This is a genomic window from Noviherbaspirillum sp. FW303-A3 (assembly GCF_058788695.1).
Window position 1 is genome coordinate 3,680,696 of the sequence record NZ_JBYTAZ010000001.1, and the last position, 26,361, is coordinate 3,707,056.

General features: G+C 57.8%; 18 protein-coding genes. 12 read left to right on the plus strand and 6 right to left on the minus strand.

The annotated features are described in order from the left end of the window. Window positions 1-17 precede the first annotated feature (17 nt). The 7 genes from AC3WOY_RS17790 to AC3WOY_RS17820 all read left to right on the plus strand — a co-directional run bounded on the left by AC3WOY_RS17790 (window position 18) and on the right by AC3WOY_RS17820 (window position 5,592). Window positions 18-911, plus strand: coding sequence for a DUF5677 domain-containing protein (locus AC3WOY_RS17790; protein WP_492426119.1), 894 nt, complete (start codon window positions 18-20; stop codon window positions 909-911). Between the two features lie 889 nt (window positions 912-1,800). Further along, a complete protein-coding gene (locus AC3WOY_RS17795) occupies window positions 1,801-2,307 on the plus strand; it encodes a hypothetical protein (protein WP_492426121.1) in 507 nt (168 codons plus the stop codon). Between the two features lie 77 nt (window positions 2,308-2,384). Next, window positions 2,385-2,711 carry a hypothetical protein gene (locus AC3WOY_RS17800; protein WP_492426123.1) on the plus strand — a complete coding sequence of 109 codons (327 nt, stop codon included), beginning with the start codon at window positions 2,385-2,387 and terminating at the stop codon, window positions 2,709-2,711. 20 nt (window positions 2,712-2,731) lie between these two features. After that, the gene (locus tag AC3WOY_RS17805; RefSeq protein WP_492426125.1) at window positions 2,732-2,968 is read left to right on the plus strand and encodes a hypothetical protein; all 237 of its coding nucleotides are present in this window, start codon (window positions 2,732-2,734) and stop codon (window positions 2,966-2,968) included. 645 nt (window positions 2,969-3,613) lie between these two features. Next, window positions 3,614-3,952 carry a hypothetical protein gene (locus AC3WOY_RS17810; protein ID WP_492426127.1) on the plus strand — a complete coding sequence of 113 codons (339 nt, stop codon included), beginning with the start codon at window positions 3,614-3,616 and terminating at the stop codon, window positions 3,950-3,952. Between the two features lie 108 nt (window positions 3,953-4,060). Beyond that, the gene (locus AC3WOY_RS17815; RefSeq protein ID WP_492426129.1) at window positions 4,061-4,276 is read left to right on the plus strand and encodes a hypothetical protein; all 216 of its coding nucleotides are present in this window, start codon (window positions 4,061-4,063) and stop codon (window positions 4,274-4,276) included. A gap of 263 nt (window positions 4,277-4,539) precedes the next feature. Beyond that, a complete protein-coding gene (locus AC3WOY_RS17820) occupies window positions 4,540-5,592 on the plus strand; it encodes an AcrVA2 family anti-CRISPR protein (protein ID WP_492426131.1) in 1,053 nt (350 codons plus the stop codon). 131 nt (window positions 5,593-5,723) lie between these two features. On the opposite strand, the gene AC3WOY_RS17825 is transcribed toward AC3WOY_RS17820, so the two are convergent. Further along, window positions 5,724-6,818 carry an integrase domain-containing protein gene (locus AC3WOY_RS17825; protein ID WP_492426133.1) on the minus strand — a complete coding sequence of 365 codons (1,095 nt, stop codon included), beginning with the start codon at window positions 6,816-6,818 and terminating at the stop codon, window positions 5,724-5,726. 280 nt (window positions 6,819-7,098) lie between these two features. Then, a complete protein-coding gene (locus AC3WOY_RS17830) occupies window positions 7,099-7,224 on the minus strand; it encodes a hypothetical protein (protein ID WP_492426135.1) in 126 nt (41 codons plus the stop codon). A gap of 1,023 nt (window positions 7,225-8,247) precedes the next feature. On the opposite strand from AC3WOY_RS17830, the gene AC3WOY_RS17835 reads away from it, so the two are divergent. Beyond that, complete coding sequence (locus AC3WOY_RS17835) at window positions 8,248-8,955, plus strand: hypothetical protein (RefSeq protein WP_492426137.1); 708 nt, start codon at window positions 8,248-8,250, stop codon at window positions 8,953-8,955. Window positions 8,956-9,569: 614 nt separating this feature from the next. Then, on the plus strand, window positions 9,570-9,791 hold the full coding sequence (locus tag AC3WOY_RS17840) for a helix-turn-helix transcriptional regulator (protein ID WP_492426139.1): 222 nt from the start codon (window positions 9,570-9,572) through the stop codon (window positions 9,789-9,791). Between the two features lie 354 nt (window positions 9,792-10,145). Here AC3WOY_RS17840 and AC3WOY_RS17845 read toward each other — a convergent pair whose 3' ends face one another. The 3 genes from AC3WOY_RS17845 to AC3WOY_RS17855 all read right to left on the minus strand — a co-directional run bounded on the left by AC3WOY_RS17845 (window position 10,146) and on the right by AC3WOY_RS17855 (window position 14,272). After that, window positions 10,146-11,522, minus strand: a complete 1,377-nt coding sequence (locus AC3WOY_RS17845; RefSeq protein WP_492426141.1) for a transposase — start codon at window positions 11,520-11,522, stop codon at window positions 10,146-10,148. 178 nt (window positions 11,523-11,700) lie between these two features. Continuing rightward, entirely contained in the window at window positions 11,701-12,222 is a 522-nt protein-coding gene (locus AC3WOY_RS17850) for a P-loop NTPase family protein (protein WP_492426143.1), read from the minus strand. A gap of 346 nt (window positions 12,223-12,568) precedes the next feature. Further along, window positions 12,569-14,272, minus strand: a complete 1,704-nt coding sequence (locus tag AC3WOY_RS17855) for a serine/threonine protein kinase (RefSeq protein ID WP_492426145.1) — start codon at window positions 14,270-14,272, stop codon at window positions 12,569-12,571. A gap of 718 nt (window positions 14,273-14,990) precedes the next feature. Here AC3WOY_RS17855 and AC3WOY_RS17860 point away from each other — a divergent pair. Beyond that, window positions 14,991-21,326, plus strand: coding sequence for a hypothetical protein (locus tag AC3WOY_RS17860; protein WP_492426147.1), 6,336 nt, complete (start codon window positions 14,991-14,993; stop codon window positions 21,324-21,326). A 12-nt stretch (window positions 21,327-21,338) separates the two neighbouring features. Beyond that, entirely contained in the window at window positions 21,339-22,523 is a 1,185-nt protein-coding gene (locus AC3WOY_RS17865) for a hypothetical protein (RefSeq protein ID WP_492426149.1), read from the plus strand. Window positions 22,524-22,608: 85 nt separating this feature from the next. On the opposite strand, the gene AC3WOY_RS17870 is transcribed toward AC3WOY_RS17865, so the two are convergent. Then, entirely contained in the window at window positions 22,609-24,261 is a 1,653-nt protein-coding gene (locus AC3WOY_RS17870) for a hypothetical protein (protein WP_492426151.1), read from the minus strand. Between the two features lie 127 nt (window positions 24,262-24,388). On the opposite strand from AC3WOY_RS17870, the gene AC3WOY_RS17875 reads away from it, so the two are divergent. Then, entirely contained in the window at window positions 24,389-26,065 is a 1,677-nt protein-coding gene (locus AC3WOY_RS17875) for a DUF6119 family protein (RefSeq protein ID WP_492426153.1), read from the plus strand. Window positions 26,066-26,361: the final 296 nt, after the last annotated feature.

Genomic DNA, 26,361 nt, shown 5'->3' on the forward strand with positions numbered 1-26,361 from the left:
AAGAAACGTGATTCCGAATGCAATCCAAGAGACATTCCTTCTGGGACGTACGCGGCGTTTTTGACCATCATGTCACGCATATTCCTGTACTTCGCCAGTTGGTATCTGACCTTCGACAAGTAGCAGAGAAGTTAACGCCTAATGTCAACGTACTACCGCACTTTTCACGCGTCAACGTTGATTTCAGTTTATATGCACTTCGCGATCTCAATGAGACCTTGGTGGAGGCCCTAGAATGCGACAGATTATGTTCAGTCGAGGCGCTCTCTCGCGTTGCAATCGAGAAAGCTGTCAATCTCATGTACGTGGTAGGTGAAGAAACCGACGAACGAGCAAAATCGCTCCTACGCCACTATCTATCGACAACAACACGGAATGCCGAATCGTGGCTAAAGCACTCGATAGAGAAGAAACGAGAGACCGCGATTGATGCGGCCCAAAAGAAGTTGAAAGTCCTTAATTATTGGAAAAATCGATTTGGGCCAGCCAACCAATTCAACGACCTACCGACATGGCCAAATGCAGCAGACCGGTTCAAAGCGGTAGGCGCGGAATCATTTTATCGAACTGCATTTTCCACAGCATCGGATGCAATTCACGGGTTCCCAGAAGACATTTTTAATTCAACAGTTTTTAGCTCGTTCAAGGCCGAAGCACAAGACGATGCATTTAAGGTGTATTTCGCCGAGAAACGATCGTTTGCTGTCTATTTAGCCGCGACTTGCCTCGGTTTGTTTTTGGAAGCACTGTATCGGCTTGCCGTCAAACTACAAGACAATGACTCTGCTCAGGATCTACTAAGAATGGTATCTACGGTCAATTCGATCATTGTTCAGCATGATGAAGATACTCGAATAGTGGGCTCCGCCATTGACGAAAAAAAATTCTCCGCTGTTAGCGGCGAACGTTGAAAGCTGGCGCGAGAAACCAAGCTATCGTACTGCCTACAAAAGATTTAGAGCCGTGACAGCAAAATACACGAGTACCTGAACGGTGTCTCGAATTTTCTCGGATGTCTTATCGAACACTGCAATCGCTTGCATGGTTATGACGAATAACCGTCTTTCCACGACGCATTTACTGAGCTCAGTAGAAGAACTTTGCCCCATCGTCATTCCCGCCGGGGGGGGAGCGCAGAAACTGGTTCCACTTTGTTCCATACCTGCGGCGGTGTAAGGCGGACCGCTGTCATTCCTTTTCCTTGGTATTTTCATGATCGCCCAACGAGCACGAGTTGTATGGGGGAGTTTGTGAATGGAGCGCTCGCTCGTCTCTCAATCGTGCGGAGTTGTGTGCGTCCGATCCGAAGCGCTTGAAAATTGTCTAAATGGTGGCCAACCTGATGTCTAAAAAAGGCCAGGCCCGTCGCCGCCCCGCGCCGGGATTGGCCTTGCAGGGGCGCAGGCTTACCTCTGGTTCTACGGTGCCGTGTGGATCGCGCTGAAAACGCAAGGGATGACGTCGCAGGTACGTCGCAGGTACGTCGACCGCGACGGATCAGGCGTACGGCACGCGCATCGCCCTGGCAAAGGTACGTCGCAGGTACGTCGTAGGTACGTCGCCGGTAACTGATCCGGGACGTCTTTATACGGACCGCGCGTCGAAAATGACAGCATTTCCCAGAAAACGTGCCTGTCGGAAGTGCCGGCGCGGCCGTTGGTAGGGGTGTTTTTCGTTGCCCTCCAATATGGACATTGCTGCAGGCGAGTTCAGCCGCGATCGTGGGCAGGCCGTCTGCGCGCTTGACAGTGGCAAAAGCTGTGGAACGCTGATCCTCATCGTCCGGTGGAGGAATCCGCGATGCCAGTCCTGCATGAAATGCGCGGCCGCGTGGTCGACCTGCGCCGCCACACCAACGTCCACCTGTACTGGCGCGGCCGCCTCGGTCCGACCGAACGTTACGAGTTGTGGCTGCGCGACGCCGCCGGAGGCGAACACCAGTTCATCATCCATACCCGGACCATGCCGGCGCGGCGCGGGCACGACATCACGTTGCTCGTCGGCACCGACCGTGTACGCGGTCTCATCAACTGGTCGACCGGGAAGAGTGTCAACTATGTGCGCGCCGATCCGCCACCCTTGTGGCGATTGCGCGATTTGCTGGCACCGCCGGTGCTGCTGGCCGTACTCTCGGCCTGGCGCGGTGAACCCGGGCTGCGGCTCTTCCTAGCGGCGTCGCTGTTGTATTTCCTCATCGTGCCAATGCTTCGCGGCGTGATCCGACTATGGCATGGGGCAACCACCGGACATGCATTGCGGCATGCGCAACGCGCGGGTAAGGCGTGCGCTTCGGTCACGCGCAGGTAGCCCGACTAGCGAGGACTTGAAGATGCCAATTCGCGTGGGACGCTGGGACATCTTTCGCATGGTTCTGGAGCTGCACCATGAAATTCTCGATCACCGTGATGCAACAAGCATCCATTGTCGTCACCATCGCACGGCAGAGTCCTGTTTTCTTGCAGCAGGATGGCGGTGCGCACCAGCAGGACAGTCAGAGCGCCGAATACGTGCTTGAGGCCGCCGCCGCGCTCGGCATTGACCGGGGCTGCTATGCCCGTTATGCGGCAATGCGCTGGGGCCCCGACTGGACGACGCAAGCACATTGCCGGCATGAAGCGCTGGACCAGATCGGCCGCTATTGCCATGACCCGGAAGGCCTGGTCGACAAGATCGAGGTGGAATTGCGCCTGGCAGGACGTACACAGAGGTAGCCGGGCCATGATCCCCGCTGTTGCGACTGTATGATCTGTGGGTGCCATCGGCATTGCTGATCGCACTCGCAAGCTGGCTGGGGGGCGTCGGCCTGCTGATCCAGCCGCCGGCCACCTTGGCGTACTTGCTGACGGCAGTGATGGTCCGTTACGTCGTCCGGCACCGGTGTAAAGCAGTCATACAGCGCGCGTTGCGGGAGGTGCAGCGTCCGGGGAGCGGAAGCCGGGATGTCGCCCGACGCAACAGGCGGGACTAGCGGATATCTGATGGCGCCGGTTTTGTGAGCAGGATGCGCGTACGTTCATCTCACGAAATTTCAGCCAGCGCCAGACCCGCGCTTGCAAAATGTCTAAATGGTGACCGGCGTGAAGTCTAAAAACGCATAGCCGGTCGCCGCGCTGCACCAGGACTTGACCTGCCGGGCCGAAGGTTTACCTCTGGTTCTGCGCGGTGCGGACCAGGCGGAAAATACGGCGTGCAAGTCACACTGCAGTCATTCCCGGGTGTGAGTACCCGGAAAATGCGCGAACCCGGTACGTGCCCAGTTGTTCCCCAGTCGCTCTCCAGTGTCAGTTCAACCATCCCAAGGCGTGTCCGCACACACGGAACGTGCAGATCGCGCCCATGGCATCAGGTCGTGTCGTCGCCTGACGGCAATTGCCGAACGCCTCCACCCTCAAACGCATGACATGGCCGAGCATGCCGGAAACGGCTCGTCCGTCGAAGGAAATCGGTCCAGGCGAGTAAGAGACAGTATCGGGCGGTCCGTGCAGCGGCGAAGCAGCCGTTTGCCGGCTCCCAGCTTGCCCGACGAAACAGGGGCGGAATGCGGACTTGAACGAACGGGTTCCCGCGCGATGCTGGTTAGGCGAGATCACGCGCATTGCACAGGAGCCTCTGCATGAAACACGCCCTTGACGCCCTTCGGGACACACTTCCCGTCGTCGCCACGCTGCCCGGGGAAGGGCTGATGCGCATTGCGTCTGGCACCGGAATCAAGGCGCCGGCAAGGCTGGTCGCCGACTATCGCGTAGCAAAAGGCCTGTCCGAACGCGGCGTCACGGAGAGCGGGCCGTTCGACGACACCGATCGCGCGATTGTCCAGGCACGTCCGGACCTGGCATTGACGGCCGGTGCGGAACAGGTGCTCGCTGCAGCGGCCGGCATCAGGTGCTGGACGAAATCGAACGTAACCGCAACGACCCCGAGGGTTTCGCTGACAAGATCGATGCACATTTGAACTTGACCGGCAAGCCGGCATGAACCTGTGTCACGCGTGGTCGGCGATGTACCGTCATTCGTCATCGGTCCGCACACGCGGTGCAAAAAAGGAGAGAGCAGTCACGCCATGATCCGTCTTGGAAACCATATCCGGCTGACCGCACGCGAAGTCGCGCGCTTCACGCAAATCACCGGTTTTGCGCCGGACGATGTGAAGACCATCGACGATCTCGATGCCTACATTGCGCGCTGCAAGCGCTATTACTGGGGTGTATCGGAGGACACACGGTTCCTCCACTGGCTGATCGACAAGGAACGCGCCCGCTGCCTTGGCGATGAGTGATGGACGATGGCATGTCGGAATTTGTGCGTTAGTAAGCGTGAAGGGGATGCGTAAGACCGTGCCGGTTTCATATGGATAACTGCGTCGCGCGTATTTCTTTAGATATCGGATGGACGTGCCCTTGAAATCGCCCAAGCATTTACAAGAAAAGCGACATTGATTTCGAAAGCCCCTAAACAGACAGGCCATTCCGAGTCGACAACATGCAGTGCACCAAGCGATTCTTTCCAGGTTATCCCCACCCCTTGATTGGAAAGGACATCATGGACGCACCCTTTATTCCCGAATTGATTGCGTTGACCGTACCGACCAAAGCCAAGGAACGGCATCGATACCTCGAGAAGTTCCTGCAAACTTATGATTATGTGAGTGCGGGAGAGATGGAAGTCGCGCGCCACGCCGATTTGCCGGTACCGGTTGCCTTTCGCAACGCCGGGGTCTTGGCGCGCTGGACGCGTCTGCTCAACCATAGTGCACCGGCAGCTGTCGCGTGGATCGGCGACACGAGCAAGACCATCACCCGTCTGACACTCGCCATGGGCGATGCACTGCAGACCCCATTTCTGGAGATCGCGGCAGATGTGGGCATGGCGTTACCGGAAGAGGGGGTAGTTCCTTGTCATGCCCTGCTCGCCCAAGCGGCGGCCATTGCCTTTGAGGCACGCCGCGGTGCTATTGTTGTCCCGACGCCCGAATTGGGCGCGTTGCTGGCGCATGCCGGCATCGGGGATGACATTCCGGTGGCGATGTTCAAACCACCTTGTCCGGCAATTTATGTCCCGTTTGGGGCATCGCTGGCCAAATTTTTTGGTGACCTGTATCAGAGCACTGACATCTCAGGATGTTACTGCTTTGAAGTCTACCCCGATCAGACCAAGTCAGACCTGCGCACCATTTCCATTCACGTTTTGAACGGACCTACGCATACCGGTGCCATCACAGCGACGCATTTCCATTTCGACATCGGCGACGAATCGCATTGCTTGAAGGAGGTGCTGGAGACGGCCCTGGCCGGCTACCATGCGCCGGATAACGAAAGTGACGAGGGACACTCCCAGTATGCGGTTTTCCAGCAAGCTGTGTTCCTGGCCAGGCTTTTCATTTATATGGGGATCAAGGCAGCGCGACTCACACCGCAACTACATCACACGGAAGCATTGCAGCAACTGGCCAGGGAAAAGCCAGGCGAGCGTGCAAAGAAACGGCGACAGCTCAGCAAGCTCTACGATCACGTGATCGTCGGGCCGGCTACTGAACATGCGGCGACTGCGACAACCCTGCATTGCGAACCGGGCAAGGGAATCGTCGTGCATTGACGATGAGGGCACTTTCGTTCTGAGCAGTATGGAACCGCCTTGACCCAGGCGACAATCATCTTCATCGCGCCTGCTCTTGTATGTGCTGATCGCCTGGGTGTCCCTCCGATATTGCCGGGGTCTTTTTCCATTCACTGACCTGGGTTTTGCGGAGTTGCGTCTGCGGCAGATGGCGACGTGGCGCCCTTGCCGGTCCCGGCGAACGAACCACAATACGCCTGACTGATGGCCGGCCTGTCGTGCCCGAGCTGCTGCGAAACAGCTTGCAGCACACGCTGTGTCAATTCCGGATCCTGCAGCGGGTCGCCGCCGCGCACCGGGCACGCCACTTTCGCCAGATCGAAATACCTGTCGCCGGCGAACTGATGGCGCAAGCCATGCCCGGTGATGCCCAGTTCCTTCTTCGTGATGCCGGCCTGGCTCAACACATTCTTGTACCGATCCAGCGCTTGCAGCAGCGTCTTGCCGGGATGGCCCAGATACGACGTTGGATACGGCGCAAAACGCTTGGCGCGTTCGATCACGTCGCGTTGTGCATCGGACACCAGCGGAACCAGGCGCAGGCGTCCGCCCTTGGTGCCGCGCTCGATCGACAGGCAGGCGATGTAGTGCTCGGCCATCGGTCCGTCAACGGGCACGAGGCCCGCCGGCACCACCGCCAGATGCGGCTGGAACATCACCGCCTCCTTGCGGCGCAGGCCGAATCGCCACACCAGTTCCAGCATGATGGCCACGCGCTCGTCGATGCGCGCCACGCGCGCGAGCATCTGCGGGATATCGACATCGTGCGCGGTCCAGCTCTTGTCCTGCTGGGCGACATAGGTGCGCGCGAACAGGGCGGGATCGATCCCGTAGCGCTCGGGCGGCAAGACCAGGCCGGATTTGCCGATCCATTCGGAAAATGTGCGCAGCGTGCTGGCCAGGAATTGCAGGTACGCCGCGCTGTGAGGTTTGGGCAGCATCGGCACGTGGCGACGGTCGCACAGCGCCTTGATGCGGGGATCGCAGGTCAGGTACCAGAACATGTACTTGACGTGCGTGCCGTCGAGTTTGTTGGGATCGAGCTCAAAACCGAGTGCGCGCCACAACTTGAACAGGACGAACAGGGCTTCCGCCCGCGCGGCCTGCGTTCGGTGCGAGACATCCTTGGCCCGCTTTGCATGTCGGTGATTGTGCATATCGATGATTGCTTGCAGCTTGGCTTTCCAATCGGGATTGTTGCTCATGATGGTTCCTTGACGTGACGTGAGCGTTGATCAAGCGGTCCTTTCATTCACGCACGGCAATCCCGGACCGAAACGGCTGCCGAGCGCGGGCCGCAAGGTCGTTTCAGCGCCGGCCCGGTTGCCGCTGAAACGTGGATGGAAGTGGTCTTCAAAATATGCATGTGAGCACGCAAGCGGATTTCGCCGATGTGCGTGGCCCCGCCGCGAGGGCGGGCGCAGGGCGCGTCAATGCGCCACTGCGACACCCGGGCACGTACCCGGGTAAAACAATTCATGGCTTTCATATGGTCTCCTTTCCGAAAGCATCCATCGGCCCCATGAGCAGGCCGCCGATCGGGTGAATGCTGAGGACGGCGCGCGCCGCCTCAAGGGCGACGCAACGCCGAACACGCAGGGCAGATGCCATGCGTAGGCGCACTCCAAAGAAACAGGCAAGAGAGAAAATGGCGCATCGAATGCGTTGATGCGCCAGCACAGGGATATGGATCGTTCATCACACCATATCCGATGCCACTCGCGGGACACGCGTTGGCGCCTGCGAGGGCTACTTGTCAGGCTAAAGCGCAGATGCGCTCTGGCCGTCGGCACGACACAAGTCAATCCGTGTTGATCTGAAGGCGTCCAATGAGAGCACGCCGGATCCCTCACGGGCGTCACGCTTGCTTCGCCCGTGAAGAGGCTACGTTGGCGACGCGACAAACCTTCGCCGGGGAGGGCGAAAACGCGCCGAACTTCTATGGGAACACCATGGGCGGCTGATTACAGCGCGCCGGGTAATGGTTGGTTCGGGTAACGACCGAAACGCCCGAGTTCGACTCGGGTCCTCCGCGATGGAGGGTGCGCTCGCGATGAGCGCGAAGTGCATGATCAGTGTGTGAAAAAGGCGCGCCCCTGTCAAGACGGCGACTTGATGCGCCACGCGAAATAGCGCCGGATGACGGTCTAATTGGTGGCCGACGTGATGTCTGAAAAATCCTGGTCGGCCGCCACGCCGCGCCGGCACCTGACCGGCCGGGACGAAGGCTGTCCTCTGGTTCTGCGCTACGCGGTCTGGCGAGAAAAGATCGCGTGTGCGTCGTTCCTCAGTGGTTACGCAGAGGTTGCCGGGTGCGAGTTTGTGAAGGGCAGGTGCCGGGATGTTCGTCAGTCGTTCTTCAGCATTACCCTGGTGGTTCTACAGCAGCTTTCCAGTCATACCCGAGGCGTCATTGGGTGAACGGAAAACGCAGTTGAACCGTCCGAGCCATCCCGGGACATCGCTGGCCGTCGCGTATGGCGGCAACTGCGTGGCTGATGCCGAAATCCCGCCCTGAACCGCATTAATTCAACTGGATCAAGCCGTTCGGTCGGAATAACGTCAGCGCATATAGTCTGTTCCTCGGGCTACCGGGAACATCCATTGGCGCGCATACAAGTGGGGGAATTGAAGATGGCATACAGCACGGTAATCGAATACGATCCGGACGACTTCAACGCCCGGATGCTGGCGAAGATTGCAAAGTCGCGCCTGACCCGTTATGAAGGCAGTCATGTCCCGTTCGAGGTCGTACTGCGCAGCCCGGAGATCAAGCGCGTGTTCGCGCGCAGCTTCAACAGCTTTCAGGCGAACATGTTCATCATGCTGGCGCAGGCGCGCCAGCAGTTTCCGCAGGAAGTGCTCGACAGCGTCGAGCAGGACATCCGGAAAAGCATCTCCCAATGCATGGATCAGGCGGAGCGGGAAATCGCGGCAGCAGGGAAGCTGTGCGAGGAGAACGGCGTGGCGCGAATGGTCGAATACGCGGACGAGCCCATCGTGGTCCGCGCACAAGTGATCTCAAGCGTCGGAGTGCGTTATCTGAAGCTCGTGCTGACGATCGATCAACTGATGGTGATGCTGGAAACGCTGGCGGCCGTCAATCTCCTCGGCGGCAAGACACTCGACCGGCGCAAGAAACATTTCAAGCGGGCAGTTCTGCAGATTGCCGGTACCGTGCTGGCATGGGAAACCGAGCGGAAAGCGATATGCACCGCGCAGGATTACGCCAGGTGGCCGAGCAGTCTGCGGCGACGCAGTCGCGACATGTCGGATGCCAGTCACGGAGACCGTGTGACGGAAGGACCAATCTTTTCAGCGATGGGCGCGACACCCGGATGAACTTACCGATCCGGGGATCGGCTAGCCGCGCATTTCTCGCCAGAGTCCCGGGGAGCTGGCGTCCCCTCCGCCGCAGGCGGTAAAGCCAGCCCGTGAAAACACCCATCGTAAGACATACGTTGTCAACCCTGTTGGCACGAGCTCGCCCCGAGAGGGGAGGGCAATGCATGGCACGGGGAAGTCCAGATCCCCGTGCAGAGACGAAGAAATGACAGGCACGTTCAGCGTGCAATTGTCATACGGGCGTCCCCTGTTCGCGTAGGGGAGCAGGCATCACGGCTGCCTCTCACAGTATCGCGTTCGGCGCTACGTGTATTTTTCAGGCCAAAGTACCTGACGATCGGCATTGGCGTGGCCGCATTCATGCATTTGAACTGGCGTTCGCGTTCCGCGACAGTCGCCGCCTGTGCCAACTGTTTCCAATTCTGAGATACGGCCCGCAGACGCGTTGCGCCGTGCATCCCGGTGTCTTGAGGAACGTTTTATCCGGCCGCAACGCATCCCGTTTTGAAAGGTGTTGGCGTGCGGTTGCAAGCGCTTTGCGGCAAGCGACGTGCACCCTTGATATCGCAATTCATTCATTTAATCTAATTTGAAATCGAAAGGAGAAAAACATGGAAACTGAATCGGCATCACGGCAGGAAATCCGCTTCATGCGATTGCCGGAGGTACTGGCACTGTGTGGAAAGTCCAGAAGCAGTATCTATGCTGCGATCAAGAAGGGGGAGTTCCCGGCACCGGTGAAATTGTCGACCCGCTCGTCTGCATGGATACGAAGCGAGATCGCGGCATGGGCAGAGGCTCGTGTGAAGGCGAGCCGTGCCGAAAAAAGATGAAGTCGTGAAATGCGCGCACATCCTGCCTATCCATACAGGATGCGTGCGCACGGTTATCACCGCTACCGAAGCGGGTCGCCGGCTCGTCATTCGACGCCAATGAATGCGCCAGAATGTCCAACGCGGTGATCATTTGGGACGGCTTGTCGATATATCCGCGATCGCTGCATTGCTGTTGGTTTCGACCGGCAGCCGAAAACTGTTACCGGACGTTCAGGTTTCACGCATGATCGGCAGGACCCGACCGATTCTGTTGAAATAGTCGATAAGCAACCTGCTGTAGTGTCGAATCCTAATTCGATATGACGGATTCGAGGTTTTGCATAAGCGCGCCAAGGTGTTTTCGCTGCGGGCTTATGTGGCAGATTCGGCCGAGTTGAGGCTCCCTGGGCAAAGCCGTTTTGCCATGCGCCTTAGATTCTGCGCCGTGGCTGCTAGTAAGAACTCGTCATGTGCACCGGATGGCCCTCGTAATCTTAGGCGGTCCAGTTTCAGGATGCGCTTGAGATGCGCGAACAGCACTTCCACTTTCTTGCGCTGACGACGCGACTGCCAATATTCCGGTGTATCCATGATGTGGCGAGCGACATCGCGTGCATCCTCATGAATGCTGCGCGCAATTTTGCGGGTTGGCGTATTCGGACAACATTGCGCTTTCAGGCTGCACTGCTGGCAATCCCACTGGCTTGCATGATAGTTAATCGTGCCCGCTTTGGTAATGTGGGAGCGCGGGCTGGTAAAAGCCCGCCATTGGCTGCGCAATGCGTGTCCGGCAGGACAGCGATACTCATTAGCCTGCTCATTCCAGACGAATGCACTAATCGCAAAGGTGCCGTCCGTGCGTTCGCTCTTATCCCAGACAGACACATGCGGCTCAATGCCCTTGTGCTTGACCAGCCATCCCAACATGGTTGCCGTGCCATAGGCGGTATCGCCAATGAGGCGCTGCGGCTTAAGATGCTGGCGCTGCTCCACTCGATCAATCATGGTCCGTGTCGCCTGCGACTCTGCCGCATGATTCGAGGGCGATGGTTCGACATCGACAATGATGCCGGCCTTCACGTCAATCAGGTAGTTGGTGGAGTAGGCAAAGAACGCCGGCCCTGAAGCGGCTGACCAGGATGCCGCAGGATCGGTCAGGGAGACATACTTGGGTGGAGCGGCAGGATTGGCTGCATCGAGTGCCGCCAGATATTCCCTTACCGGACGGGTTTCCTGGTTCGGATCGCCCCACGCAATGTGCTGCGTGCCGGGCACTGCGCGCTGACGCTGAGCATCTGCCTTGACGATGCTCGCGTCAGTAGCAAATCCCTCGCCGCCAACCAGACCTTCGACGATACACCGGCGCAGCACAGATTCGAACAACTCGCGGAAGGCATCGCTGTCTCGGAAGCGGCCATGCCGGTTCTTGGAGAAGGTGGAATGATCCGGAACGCGATCATGGATGCCGAGGTGGCAAAACCAGCGGTATGCCAGGTTCAGGTGGACTTCTTCGCACAATCTTCTCTCAGAGCGAATGCCGTAGCAGTAGCCAATAATAAGCATGCGGATGATCAGTTCTGGATCAACTGACGGCCGTCCGGTATGGCTGTAGAAGGGTTTGAGGTGCGTGCGAAATTCCGCCAGATCGAGATAGCGATCGATCGCCCTTAAAAGATGATCCTGCGGCACGAACTCCTCAAGATTGATGATCTCAGTGCGTTCCCTCGGAACAAGTTTCCGTCCCATCATGATGGCCTCCGCAAAGGCATGCCATCTCGTCACAATATGACGCCTCAAACGAAGGTCAAGATGAGTTTTTCAACAGAATCGACCCTAAGCTGTCGTTCGGAAAATCCGAAAGCTGACGTTCAACATTCCCGAAGACGGCCCGAAACAACAGGCGGAACCCGCCTGCGAAGGTCCGTGTTCAAGGATTTAGATCACTGTTCGCAATGTCACGGACATAACCGACGACATCTTGTTCGGACTGCAGTCGAAGGCGCACTCCACTAAATGCATTAAACATCGCCGTATGGCCTTGGTAAGAGCGCATGTCAGTGCGCTCATAATATTTTTCTGCCCATACAAGGAGTCGCCGCAAGCCGTCTTCCGACTGTTCGCGCTCCAAGTGCATCTTGCTTTCAGAGCCCCGGTTATTCAGACGTTCTCGGCAAACCGTCCATTTCATGTCCAGCCAAATCAATTGGTCGGCATCCTGCAAAAACGGTTGCGCCAGTTCGCCAAAAACGCCTTCAACGATCCAGCGCTCTTTTTCCTTCGCCTTCACAATGAGGACATTGATTGTCTCGCTAGCGCGTTTTTGATCGAACCCGCCAGGCTCCCAGAAGATGTCATCAAGATGTATTACGGGCGCAGCCACCGCGTTCGATATGGCGCTCGCGAGCCAAGTCTTGCCACTCCCACTGTTTCCAATAATGACGATCTTCATTTGACGTACAAGGATTGGGTGTACGGACGGGATGCTGCCATGGGCGTGTTGTCAAAGCAATACCAAGGGGATTGGCGGTGCATAATATCTGAACATGGCAGCGCACAGGCGAGCTGGACTCCGCGGCAGCTGGCTGCTTTACAGCAGGTTCGAGTCATTCCCGGAAGTGCGCCGAATCAACGAGAACGAGCCTTAACCACCCTTTCGATTGTCAGACGTCGATGAGCGCTTGCAACCATGCTTGGGCATCCCTTTTTGCAGGCCGCTGCCAGTCGATCGACCGCTTCACCATGCAGTAGGTTGCGAAGCTCGTCGAGGCGGCGCTAAACAGTCCGTCTCCGCTAGATCAAGTCGACGTTCCGGATCCGGCTCCGTAGTGATCGGCCAGCTCGCCCACGATCCGCTCAGCCTCTTGCGGATTGGCTTGGATGACCTGCTGCTTCAGCGGGCAAAGGTGCTGGTCCAAAACCACCCAGCGTGATCGCTCCATCGATTGCTGCTCCAAGATATTGGAGATGGCAGAGAGGGCCGAGAGGGGCACAAGCGCCGTGACGAAAGTCTCATTCATGATGTCGCGCGTGCGGCGGTTTTCCAAGAAGTAATTGAGTGCCCATCGCAGCTTGCCGCGTTCCGGCATAGTCGGATCATAGACAAAGGCCAGAATAGCGCGATTGCGCCGCATGGCTTCCTCTGCGGCCGCTTCGAGCGATCCGAACGGCTTGGTCTCGCGGAACAGGTCTGCCTCAGATGGAAGTGCATTGGGGTCAGTGAGGGCGGTGCGGAGCCTTGCAACCAGCCAGGTCTGGACCGCGTTCTGGAATTTATCGTCATAGACGGGCTCCGCAAGTTCGGTGCGATAGACAGTCTCGCCCGACAGTCGAAGTAGAAGCTCTTCTCCAGCGGGCAAGACCTCATAGGTGACCGATAACACGCGATCGGTTGATCCTTGGTGCGACCAGTACAATGTGTTCTGACCACTTTCGCCGGTGACGGCCCAGCCGGTCTGACTGATCGACAAACTGCCGCCGATAGACTGCTGCACCTGATTGAAGACCTGCTGCACGTTACTCAACGCGGCATTGAACTTCCCGATCGTTTCGGTCAGGCGACGACTGGCATTGGTAACAAGTACTTCTCGGAGCGCAGCTAGGTCCTCGTCCACTGACGAGCCGGGTGGTAATTGATCTTGCATCATTCTGTCCATTCGTTCGCGCATCGCTTGCACGCTGGCGAAGCGGTTCACCATGCGGGTGGTAAATGCTTCATCAAAAAGATTGAGGAGCCGGGCCAGTCGGGCTGATGCGCTCTGTTGAAGCTGTGCCATCGCCCTAGCTCGCTGGTGCGGTAATCGGCCTTCGCTGTCTTCAAGCACATCAGGGTGGTCGCCAGTCAGCAGATAGAAGAGGATGCCCGCAGCAAAGCATATGTCCGATCTGGGATCCTGTTTCGATACGCTCCCGGCTGACAATTCGGGAAGCCGGAGAAACCGGTTGCCGACCTCTTGCCAGTGCTCGGTCTGGAAGTCGATGTCAGCAAGATTGTGATAGCTGATCCCGAAATCGAGCAGCCAGACGCGTGACACAGCGCCACCTTCGAGGATGATGTTATCGGGCTTGACGTCACGATGGACACACCCCTGCGCATGGCAGGCCTGTAAGATATCGAGAAGGCGCGATGTGATCGTCACCGCGGTTTCGATTGATACCGAAGCCTGCGACTCGCGCCACGACCGTAGCGTGGTCCCCTCGATGAACTCGGTTACGATGAAGGGAGTGACGCTGTCATCTGAGTGTCGATGCGCGTTGCTTTCTATAAGCCTCGGAATGCCGTCGATGCCAAAGCTGTCATAGGCGGTCGCCTCGCGGAAAAAGCGAGCTCGACGTTCAGCGACATTCTTCGATTTGATGATTTTGAGGAATCCGATTCTTCCGTCGGACCGGCGTTGCGCGCGATACGCTTCACCTTGTCCGCCGCCATCCAGTTCCTCAAGCTTCTCCCAACGAGTTTTCCACGTTTGGTCATCTACCCATGATGATCGCGTTTCAGTCATGTTTTGCGGCTATTTTCAGCTACGTTGTAATTTCGCCGATTTTGATGCATTTCGATGGTTTAGACCAGCGTGTTCGACTGTGCATTCACGCCGGCTGAATAGTGAAGACCGTGCTGATAAGTCGGAGCCGTTGGTTATTGCGAGCGGCCAGCCATGGCTTTGAGGCCGCTTGAAAACGTGTGCCCGATCGACTGGTGCAGGCGCCGAAGGCGCCAGTCGCGCAGTCGTCGCTCGGCCGCGTCCGACGACCGCTCTTGGCCGGTCTCGCCGGTTGGCTGTGCTCCCGCCGCCGGCCACTTCGCACCAGGTTGCAGACGTTCACCCGCAAGTCCGGATCTGGAGAAGTCGACCCAAAGCGGCCTCCTTAAAAGCCGGGGCGGTTCAGCGACACGTTATGTCGCATCCATCTGCAAAACTGTGATCACATCAAGGATGCGGCAATACTTCTTGTCTCGCACGACCTTAATCAACCGCAGCAGCACCGGGCGGTTTGAAGCCTGCCTCTGCAAGCTGACTTCAGGAGACCCTCTCCCATCCTTGATACAGTTTTCGACAGGCTCGCGCCCATCTTTCCGTGGAACATCCCATGAATATGAGATACGGGGAAGCCCCGGGGCCGTAGTTCGATTTTTTTTGATCTACTCACATATTACCGAAATGCAACAGCATGAGATGATAGCTCTTCGTCTCGCCATATCGAATCAGGGACCGGATAACAATGACCATGATGAACGCCGATATCTTCCGCCGAGTAATGGGCTGGGAGCAGCAACACATCAACAAGTTAAGCAGCGGGCTAAAAAAGCTCTGGGAACCGCCAGAGGGAGAATGGTCGAAAGACCCGGTGACACTGACCGCGCAGCTTTTCGAGAAACTGAGCGATCCACTGGCGTTCGCAAAATTTCATGCGTTTGTTCAGTCCACGACCTTCGATCCGCGCAATCGCGAGCGCAACCATCAAGACAAAAATCTCTTCAAATATTTTGTGACCCTGCGCTGGTACCAGCGCGGAATGGAGTTGGTCGCAACAGGGGAAGAAAAAACCCTGAATGACATCTCCAATGATGTCCAGAGCGTCAGCAACGACGCACGTCCACTCAGGCTTTGCCAGCATCTCCGCAACATCCCTGGCGCCGAAGACTTCATTACCTGCTACGAGTGGTTTGCACCTTTAATTAATCGGCCTGACGACAACAATGACGCCCCTATCGGTTGGGAGGAAGATGCTTACGACCGTGTCTTTGGCATCGTTTTCGATGACAACCTGGTCGCGTCCTATGCGTCTGCCGGAAAGGGGGCTGATGCGTACAGCGACATTCAGCAAATGATTCATGATCTCTCAACGTTGTCGAGACAGGCAATGATCGATGACAGTAACGTGGTAATCGAAGCCGTCGCAAAGATCCTTGTCGGACTAGGGTACTTGGCGAAATTTGACCGCACCGAGGATATTCGCAAGGGACTCTCCTACATCACCGCGTGCCTCCGCGCCGCCGACTTTGCCGAACGAATCGACTGGTTCATCAACTCGCTCGTTGAAGTGAACTCCGACGCGATGGCATTGGCAGTAGGCGCAGTGGAGCAGATTTCTGGCGCTCTCAGCAAAGTTGTTACCGCGATCAAAGCGGAAAAGCAGGTGCAGGCCCAGATTAAAGAAGCGACGGCAGCGCGGCAATACGCCAAGATGACTGAACTCATCTCTCAGGCAGAGACGGCCAAAACCGGCGTTGAAACGGCTATGGCGGAACTCCTTGAGATTCCGTCGCAACCCAAGATACCGATCCCGGACGCTCCGGAAGAGTGGAACTATACGCAATACATCATAGCCCTGGTCCAGCGGGCGCAGGCAACGTCACACGACGATTTCGATCTTGCCGCTGAGCCTCCCATTCTGTCCACGCCGGTTACTGACAAAGGAGAGGAACAGTCCACCGATGAGCCCACCCTGATTGGACCTTCCACCGCACTGGCTGAAGACGCAAAGCCGAAAAGGGTAGAGGTGGCAGCGGGCGCTTTGCGCGACGCACTCACGACCGTCTTTGGCAAGCTGCCTGCACCGACTCCGGTAACCCCGATTCTCAGCCCGGGGAATACCCACGATGTGACTGCCACAATAACCGCCTTGCCGAAAGAGTCATTGACGGGCTTGGTCGCAGAGTCGAAAAAGAGCGTTCCGGTAGCAGCAGAAGAGGCCCCGAGTGAGGCGATGACACCCGCGGCGGCGACGGCGGCACCGCACCAGGACGCGGAGGCGGCAGCGTCGCCAGAAACAACCGACGAGGTAGCGCTTGCCACTGTCGTGGAGACGCCGGTGGCGCCGGTGGAAACTGCCGTCACAACTCAGCCGATCCTCGCCGTTGAACCCGAATCAGCCGGTCCGGCAGAACCACATACTGCTTTGCCCGCATTGGGCGAACCCGCAGTTTCAGCGCTCGAAGGATGCTTTAGCGCATGCGATGAAGGTCGTTACGATGTCGCATTTTGGTTGTCCTGGTTGGCGCACCGGAACAATGAACCGGAATGGAGCCATGAGGCCTTCACTGCTTACGTCTTCGGCAACCGGATCTTGCCGGGCGGGTTCATCGGTGGCGAACTCGGTAGCAGCTTGTCGGCATTGGCACAGGAGTTCCCGGATGCCTCACATAACCGCGTACTGGTCGCCGGAGCGCTGATGGCGCCCATTTTGTTCTGTGCGGACAAGCCGGCAAGTATCTACGCGCTACGCGAGCAGGCAGAGACTGGTCTGCCCAAGTTCGATGAGCTGCTCACCGCGCTGGTCGATCTGGGTATGAACAAGGCCATTTACCTGACGCCGTCCGACGTCATGCTCGCTGGCGCGTCGACCGATCATTCCAAAGAACTGGAAGAACTGGCGGCCGAATCCGCAAACGAACTGCATAAGGCACGCGTCTCCAAAATGGCGTTCTGGCCGGGGGAATGCCTGATTCATGCCATTTATCGGGACGGCATGCCACTTGCCAGCTTGCACGCCATTGTCACCGGCAACGAGCGCAATCGGATTCAGGAAGCGAAGAACCTTCTCGAAACCATATCTCCCGATCTGCTGGCTGAGAGCTACGAGCTGGCACCAGGCCTCGTGCCCGGACGTTGTCCGCCGATGATCGGCCCGGCCCGCGCCAAGTTCATGCGCTACGTCAACACCACGCTGGGCCTTGCTCGTCGGTGGGTCGAACTGACCGAAGAATCGAGCGGAACCGTGGACAATTTTCGGCGCAAGGAAATTGAAGCGTTGCGCACCTATGTCCGCAAGGCTGCCCCTGCCGTAATCGCCGAGATTCAGGGCAACGTGGGGCGCGGTAACGCGATGATGGACGCTGCATTGCAATCGGCTTCGTTTACCGTCAAGCGCATCAGCAACGTCCTCGCCGGCGAGCCGCTGCAAGTGGAACGCGATATCTACACCATGCTCGCGCCGCATCCGGGTGTACGCCTGGATGACGACTTCATGCCGGTGGTTGGTGCTGAAGACGATCTCGTCAACATGCTCCAGTACGGACTGAAACCCAATCCGGAATTGGCCTTCGAAGAAGCATTGCGCCGCAGCGAGTTCGTGCGGGCAAAGTACCTTATCGACACTTTTAGCTTACCGGAACCTGCGCGAGACGAATTCGACGAAATGCTGGAGAAAACCAGCAGCGATTTGCTGTTCCAGATCTACGACCTCGAGACGCGCGTCGAGGACGCCTATCTCCTCGGCGAGCTGACCGAATTCGAGAAAGCGGACACCGCGAAGGACGGTAACGGTGAAGCGGGCAAAACCGCGCAGCACGTTACACGCTCTGGAATCCTCGGCAAGCTGATGTCTGCTCGCGCAATGCTCACCAGCATTCGCTCTGCCGACGAGCCTCGCATGCTCGAAGTGATTGCGAAGATCGGTGAAGTGGCCGCTTTTACCGACCGCATCAAGGAAGCATCGCAACTGAAGATGCAGCAGCGCAGTATCGAGATCGCGAACGCATTCCCCGAAACACCAGAGGGGCAAGAAGACAGGGAGTATTTCGTCCGGCATTTTTCGGCCAGCACGGATGCCGGCGACCAGGTTGCCGCTGCCGAAATTATCCATCAGGCGGAAAACGCCCAGCGTGCACATCGCCGTCTGGCGCAGACACAAGTAAGCGGGTGTCCCATCGTCCGCGAGTTTGAAGCGGCTGAAGCGCAAATCACCGAAGCACTGCAACTGGCAGACCTGCGTCTTGACGATCTGATCAAGAGCATCAAGGACTGTAAGCCAGCGTTCGGGCTCCCCTATAACATCCTTGAGAAGCCACAGCGCGACTCCGCTGCCAAGACTCTGGAAGGAATCCAGCGTGCGCGCGAAGGTTCCGCTTCCGACTCGACGCCGACGCTGGTCCCTCTGATCGTGGCCGCTCTCGGCGTCGAAACCGTAGGCGAGGTAAAAATTCGGCAACGTGGAAATGACTACCGCGTAGTCGATGTCGCGCTGCGCTTTAACCCCACATGCCCGGTGCCGGCGTTCGGGTCGGAATTGAAGCGGAAATTGACGGTTCTGCTCTTGACCCGCAAGTACACTGAGGACGAGATCCGGGAACTGGTTGGGCAGCTGGGCCTGAAGCGGTCGCCACTGCTCGTGCTGTCGCTACACCCGATTTCGACCCTCATGCGCCATCGTCTGCGTGCACTCTGCGCGCAGGACCAGATGCAATTGCTCATGGTGGACCTCGTCAACCTGCTCTTCATCCTGAGCCGCGCAAATCGCCAGCAGACCTTGTTCGACGTCACATTGCCGTTTGCCTACTGCCAGCCCTATCAGATGAAGGGCGAGAATGTGCCGGAAGAAACGTTTGTGGGCAGGGAGAAGGAAGTCAACAGCCTGCTCGATAAGGACGGCGCCTGCATTGTGTTCGGCGGTCGCCAGCTCGGCAAATCAGCCACGCTGCGCCACCTGGTGAACAAGCACCATGATCCGAAGTCGCACCGTTTCATTCTGTACCGCGACATCGACGATCTGGGCGCCGGCACGGAAGCCTACGAAAAGGTGCGCAGCATGTTCTGGGAATATGTTGCCAACGAGGTCACGCTCGCCGAATTCGCTGATTTGCGTTCGACCGTGGCCAAGGGGAGCCACCGCCTCGAGGCCGCTGTGACGCAGGCGATCAAGGAAGCGTTTGCGAAGAACCCTTCGTTGAGCCTGACACTTCTGCTAGACGAGGCTGACGATCTGATCAATCTCGATGCGCAGCACGACTTCGGCTTGATCAAGACAATCCGCGGCTTGATGGTCGATACCAACCGCCAGTTCAAGGCCGTATTCGCCGGTTTGCAATCGGTGCAACAGTTTCAGCGCTGGAAGAACCATCCGTTTGCTCAGCTTGGTCGCGAGATCGTCATCAGCCCGCTGCCGCCTGAAGCAGCGCAACGGCTGGTCGTCAACCCGATGCGGGCGCTCGGCTTCGAATTCGAGAGCCCGGAGCTGGTGCTGCGGATCATGTCGACCGTGAATTACCACCCCGGCCTGATGCAGATTTTCTGCCACCGCCTGCTGTCGCGGTATTACGAGAAGGCAACGCGCCAGAAGAAGGTCGGCGGCGCGGTCCGCGTGATCACCCGCGAGGATCTGCGCGAGGTGGAACGCAACCCCGAACTCACCGAGGATATCCGCGATCGGTTCGACTGGACGCTGGACCTCGATGACCGGTACAAGGTGCTGGTCTACGCACTAGTCTTGAGCGGCAATCCGACCGATGCACGTAGCGAGTCGGAGTTCCGGAAACTGGGCGCCTACTGGTGGGGTGCGGAATTCGCGGCGATGGACCTGGCGAGCATCCGCTCTCTGCTGGAGGAGATGGAAGGCCTTGGCGTGCTAGTACGTACTGACACCGACGGCAGCCGGACCTATCAACTGCGTAGCCCGAACCTGCTGCGCTTGCTGGGCAACCGAGACGTCATCGAGCACGAAATGGAGCGCCTGATCGCGCAGCAATCCCGCCGCAAGGCCAATCCGCGCGAGTTCCATCACTACCAGGGAGGCAAGGGAGCGCACTTCAGCGCATTCAGCATGGGACAGGAAGCAGAAATGTTTAGCCGCGCCGAAGCTTTCGGCGTGACGCTCGTGTTCGGCAGCCGTGCTCTGGGCGTGACTAAAGCCGATGACAACATTTCGCGTGTTGCCAAAGGGTTGGGGGAAGGTCAGGACGCCTGGTCGCGCAAGGAAGTGGGCGAGCAGTTCATGGGCAATGTGGAGCGCTTCTCCACGGAAGTGGTGAAATTCTTCCGCCCCCGCGAGCGCAAGCACTTCTTTATCAACGCGCCGGCTGAACTTTTGACCACCGAAATGCCACTCAATGATGTGGTCCGGGAAATTCAGTTCCACTGCAAGAACGCCTGCAGTAAGAACTCCAAGGGGCGAGTGTTCCTGACGGCTGGGCCAAGTGCGCTTTGGGCCTGGTTGGTGGAGCGGCGCGTGCACGCCGAACGCAGCCCGCAAGCTGAGCGCCGCGCCCATGCGGAACTGCGTGCCAGCATGTTCAGTGAGCTCGTCCTGCAGCCTTGGAGTGACGGGGCGGTCTGGAAAGCGCTGGAAGTGGCCGGAATCCGCAACAAAGCGAAACAGTATAGCAGCGAGATTTTGGACAAGACGGGCGGCTTCCATTTCCTGATCGAGGACTTGATCAGCGAATGCCGCACGCGCGATATCACCAGTGCCGACGCCGCCTTGCCGGTGCTGGAGGAAAAGCTTACCGGGATCGAGGCTAGCGACGTGCACGAACTGTTCGGCATTACCGAAATGCCCGAGGCGTTGCGGTGCGTCACCGACGCCATGTTCCCGCTGGTGCTGGAACAGGACAAGAAGACTGGCCTATACACGGCAAACCGCGCCGCCATGAGCGTCGTCGTGGCCGAACTGGACGTCGACCAGTGGCGGGAGATTTTCGGCGACCTGGGTGTGGATATGGCAACAGATGTCTTCATCCAGTGGATGACGCATCTCGGCCTGCTCCGTGGTACGTCGCATTCTGCCGACGAATTCATGGTGCCCTCTGTCGTGGCGAAAAACTGTTTTATCGGCTGTTAGCGGAAAGGCACGATGGAAATATCATCAGCGCCCTCGATTGTCGGTGTCGCGGAGCATACGGTTACCGATCTGCGCGGCGGCAAGGTAGTGTTTTTCCACCTGCCGCCGATCGCGCGCGGCCAAGATTGGGAAGCCGAGCTGGTTGCCGCTATCAGCCGCCGTCGCGGGGAGGGCGTCAACACCGTATTCCTTGACCAGGCTGACGCAAGGCCGGAACAGAGTTTTCAGCGCGAGCTGAACGATAGCGCTACCAGCCTTGAAGAAGCACTCGAAGGATCGCTCATTTCGCGCAGGGCAGCTGTGTTATCAGTGGCGTTTGACAAGGAACCATCGCAGCCATGGATCAAACTCTTTGGCAGAGTCGAGCGCCTGTACGAAAAATGCTCGGAACAGGGCAGCCTTCGTCCACTGATCGTGTTTTGCCACGGCCAACGTATTCCTGTCACAAAGAATTCCCCTGCAGTGAAGCACCGCTACCTCTGGAACGCACTGCGCTGGGAGGATATGCGAGGTCTTGCCATTGCCTGGCTCGAAAGTGAGTCGACCAATCCTCTTATCAGGGCGTGGCAGATTTCGAGTTACACCGGGGCTGCAAACGGCGATCCCTTCCTTCTGAAGGAGATTTGCGCCGAGGCGCCGCGACAACTGGCGGGGCTGCGATCCGGGTTTTTTGGCTCTCTGCAGAAAGACGGACAATGTCTGCCCCATGACATGGAATTGCCCCGCACGGAAAACAGGTGGAACGTGCCGGAGGCATACTGGCAGCGATGGGAACGCGGCGAACTGGTTGGAATGACGCTCGATCGAGGCCCGCAAATTCCATGGGAAAGCATCGCCCCGAGCGCGGCACGCAAGTACGAAGAACGGCTGATCTGGCAGGAGCAGGTAACGTCATTGCTCCCGACATTGCTGGAATTCACGCGCCACGTCGGCCAATGGATCTCCGCTAATGCGACGAACGAATGGGAGCGTTTGGTTGAAGAGGACGGCAACCAATACACGGCCATTGAACCAGGGAAGATTCTGTGGATTTTCGGGAAACACCGCTTGCCCAGAATGCCCGACGGGCTTTATCGGCTTCTTCATGCACTGAAGGAAGCGCGGAACCACCTTGCGCACATGAAACCGCTTGACGCCGGCGACGTCCTTACTGTCTGGAACGAATTTTGTAGTTGCCAGGAACGGTTCGGAAGGTAACGATTCGATGTCGCTTACCGGATTACGTACCACTACGATTTTCAAGACACCAACTTCGTAAGGCACGAATTGCAGCCACGCGTTGTCAATTATTGTCATCTCTCCTGATCAACAGTCTCCGGTATTGGCGAGCTTTATCCACATGTGCGATCAACTGGCGGACGCCCATATTCTTCGTCGCATCGCTCATCGCCGCATCCAGCATGCGGCGAAGATGCTCGGAACTTTGCGTATTGTCGGCAAGCAGCTCCACTCCATCCAGATGGCGCAACTCGCCGGCCAGCGTGGTGTTTAACTCAATGAAAACCGAATCATGCCTGAGTATACCCAGCGGCGTGCGAGTCTCGACTGAGAACAGTTCCAGGCTCCCTTTAACTGCATCGCCATGCAGACGATAGCGGAAAAATTCAGGATCAAAGTACACCATTCGAGGATTAATAGACATTCGCGCGTACCGGCCGTCCTCAATCTCCACCAGTTGCAGGCCGCTGGTATCCAGCTTGTCCCGCAGACTTAGCAGCACGGCCATGTCATCAATCCGAACCCATCCCAAGGGCAGCAAGCCAATATTATCCGCACCCGCGAGCGGCAACGATTTCGCGTGCCAGGCGAGCGCCCAAAGCCAGCGAAGCTCAGCCTCCGTCAAACGTGCTGCATGCTCCTTCAGCGGTTTTCCGCTACGGCCGCTGGTGATCGGCTGCTCCGTTGTTAACGGGATATCGACACCTATATGTGGGGTATTCAGCAGATAGGTCTCCTCTATCGCCTGCGGCAACGCTACGAGTTCTTTGAGCTCAGGGCCAAAATGCTCCACCAGCGCAGTGACAAAAGCCCGCTGACCACGGGCATTGCGCTCCGTCCCCAATTCGGCCGCCGTGAACCGAGCAAACAATTCCGGGCTGCGATGCAGGCGCTCGAAAAGCTTTAACGCACCATGAGTATTCAGCTGGAGTGGAAACAAGCGCATGCGATACTCGGTATAGGCATGGTGATTCCGCGCGCCTTCAATCCTACTGTAGGGTGCGATATCGATGGCAGGCCCGAGACTGTAATGGTCCCGCTCCGACAGCTCCAACTCCTCCCGTAGTTCACGGTACAGCGAGCGCTGCAAGTGCGCCATCGGCCAATGGCCGATCCCATACGCGAAATCATGCTCGGCTGTTGCCGGCCGATCTGTCAGCGGCACATCGCTTAGTTTGAAGCGCCCCCCAGGTAAACCGAAATGTCCGCGCGCATCCGGGCGTACCTTGTCCTCCCTAGCGTATAGCAGGAAGTCGTCGCCCAGCCGTATCACTGCCCAAGCGACATACACAAAACGGATCGGCCGCGCGGCGTTGGTTGGGTGATACGTAACCCGGCCATTTTCCAGCCGACTTAGCAGTGCGCGCTGTTCCTCTACCTCGATGTCAGCCGGCAACTGGCTCCAATAGCCCGGATCAAGCAGAGTGTGATGATCGGTGGCCAACGTTTCCAGCAGCGAGCGCGCCATTAGCCAGGCCGAATAGGAATTGAAGCGCCATTGCCCTTGAGCTGAACTCCCCTCATGCAGCAGTGCCAGCGCACAGAACAGGCGTTCAACCACTGCCAGCGTTGCCTCAGCTTGCGCTAGCGTCGTCACATCCATCAAGCCCGTCGCCAAGGCGCTACGTGACACATCCTGCATCACGTCATCTTCGGCCAACATCGGAGGCAACAAATAGGCCAGACGGCCGAATAGGAGGCCCAACGGACTTGTCATGGGCTCATTACATACCTGAAAAAAAGGAACTCCGATAGTACTCCTATAACAAAAATTGAGGAAGGGATACAGTTGCTCCACACCAAACTTTGGCCGCAACCAACTAACGACCACAATAAGGAGCACAATGACTACGATAGCGATCCCCGCACTACCCGCTGCGCTGTCCGGCAGCGCCCTGTTTCCCGCCACTACTGATCTGTCTGTGCGTCTGCTGCGCTCTGGCGTGCAGGCAACTGACGCGCTGAAACCCGGCCACGGTCTGCTCATTCACCCCAGCCCAATTGGCCAGCTGTACTACCACGCAACGGCACAAGAAACGCCCGACTGGGCTGAGTTCCTCGAACGCGGCGCACCCGGCATCAAGCCACTGCTCCACAGCCAGCACTCGTCAGCGGTCTTGCTGCTTGAAGCCGGTCCGGCAAGTGCACGCCGCCTGTTTGCCTTTTGCTTCGGCCAAGGCCACCACGCCATCGAGCATGATTTCGTCGAGCGCCAGTTCGGCATGCGCGTCGTGCTGAACAGCGTCTCGCGCAAAGACCTGCGCGTATTGGATAGCGCCAGCCTGGATTCCACAGTGATGCAACGCCGTACCCAGGCCAGCCGCGATAGCGATCTCAAGGACTTTGGCTTGGACACCAACCGCGAACTGCTGCGTCTGGCCTCGGGCACGCCCAACGACCGTAACATCGCCAAAGCAGTCTCGGGCAAAGACGCCCTGCAGATTCGTAAAAAGCTGGCCTTTGCCGACCTGCCTATGTTGTGCAACCAGTTACTCGACTTGTATAACGCTGTCGACTACAAGACGGATTTCGGCTTTATCGACCAGATCAAGCCGCTCCACAAAGGCACGCTGACCGATACCCTTGATGCCTTGCTGGTGAGTGAATTGACCAGCATGGCGGCAGGCGCAGCATCCGAGCTGCACCTGGCCGTACCTGACATTCTGCCGACCGGCCCGGGTTCGCAACTGTCCTACCGTGGAGCACGTATGCCGCGCAGCAAACAACAGTTTGACACGTTGGCAATCGAAGACTATATCGCAGAACTGAATGCCGGTAGCTTTGCTGCCGGCTTCGACATCAACGACATCCGAACCCACTTGGTTTGCAGCCACAGCAACGACCCTACTGCACCGTTCGGCCAGATGAGGGTCTACGATTGCATGGTCTTCGAGACCCAGCACAATAATAACCAGTACGTGTTGTTTGACGGCCAGTGGTACGAGGTCAGCAGCGTCTACTACCAGGATATCCAACAATATTATCTGAACCTGAAAAAGACGCCATTTCTGTCGGCGTCAAGCGCAGCCAATGAGCAGGCACTGATCGCCGAACTGTGCACAGCAGCCTATCCCCATCTGCTGTGCATCGACAAGACCAAGATCAATCCAGCCGGCGTCAGCTACGCCAACTTGGAAGCCTGCGACTTCGTCTCGCACAGCAAACAGCTGATCCACTTGAAGGACTCTGCTTCCTCGGCCCCGCTCAGCCATCTCTTCAACCAAGGCCTAGTCTCAGCCGAAGCGCTGCGACGCGATAGCATCGTTCGCACCAAGTTTCGCAAGGTAGCCGGCCAGCGTGAAACCGAATTTAGCCGCAGCGGCTTTGTCGCCCTGTTGCCTACGGCAGCTCGTATTGTGCCGGCGGAATGGACGGTGGTGTTCGGCGTACTGAAGAAAAAGGGGGCACGCTCAGGCACATTGGATCTGCCGTTCTTCAGCAAGGTCGCGTTGCGCGCTGCAGCTGATCGCATCAGCTTGATGGGCTACCACGTTGAGCTGCACCTGATCGAGAAGCGATAGGAGTCTCTAAAGCCGGGACTGCACCGCATCCGCATCAATCATGTTGGGATTACGTTCTACGCGCAACAGATCCGTAACCGCAGCCTCTTTAGCGGAGATTCGTAGAGCACATCCTTTTACCGAAATAGTTCACCGGATTACTTGGGCATGCCGATGTGTCGACCACCATGGTGTACGCGCATGTGCTGAATAAGGGCGGCCGTGGAGTATCGTCCCCCATCGATCTGCCAGGCTCGTATTGAATGGCCGCTATGGAGCAGGAACATCGTGCTCTGTATGGCGGCTTTTGGCCACCG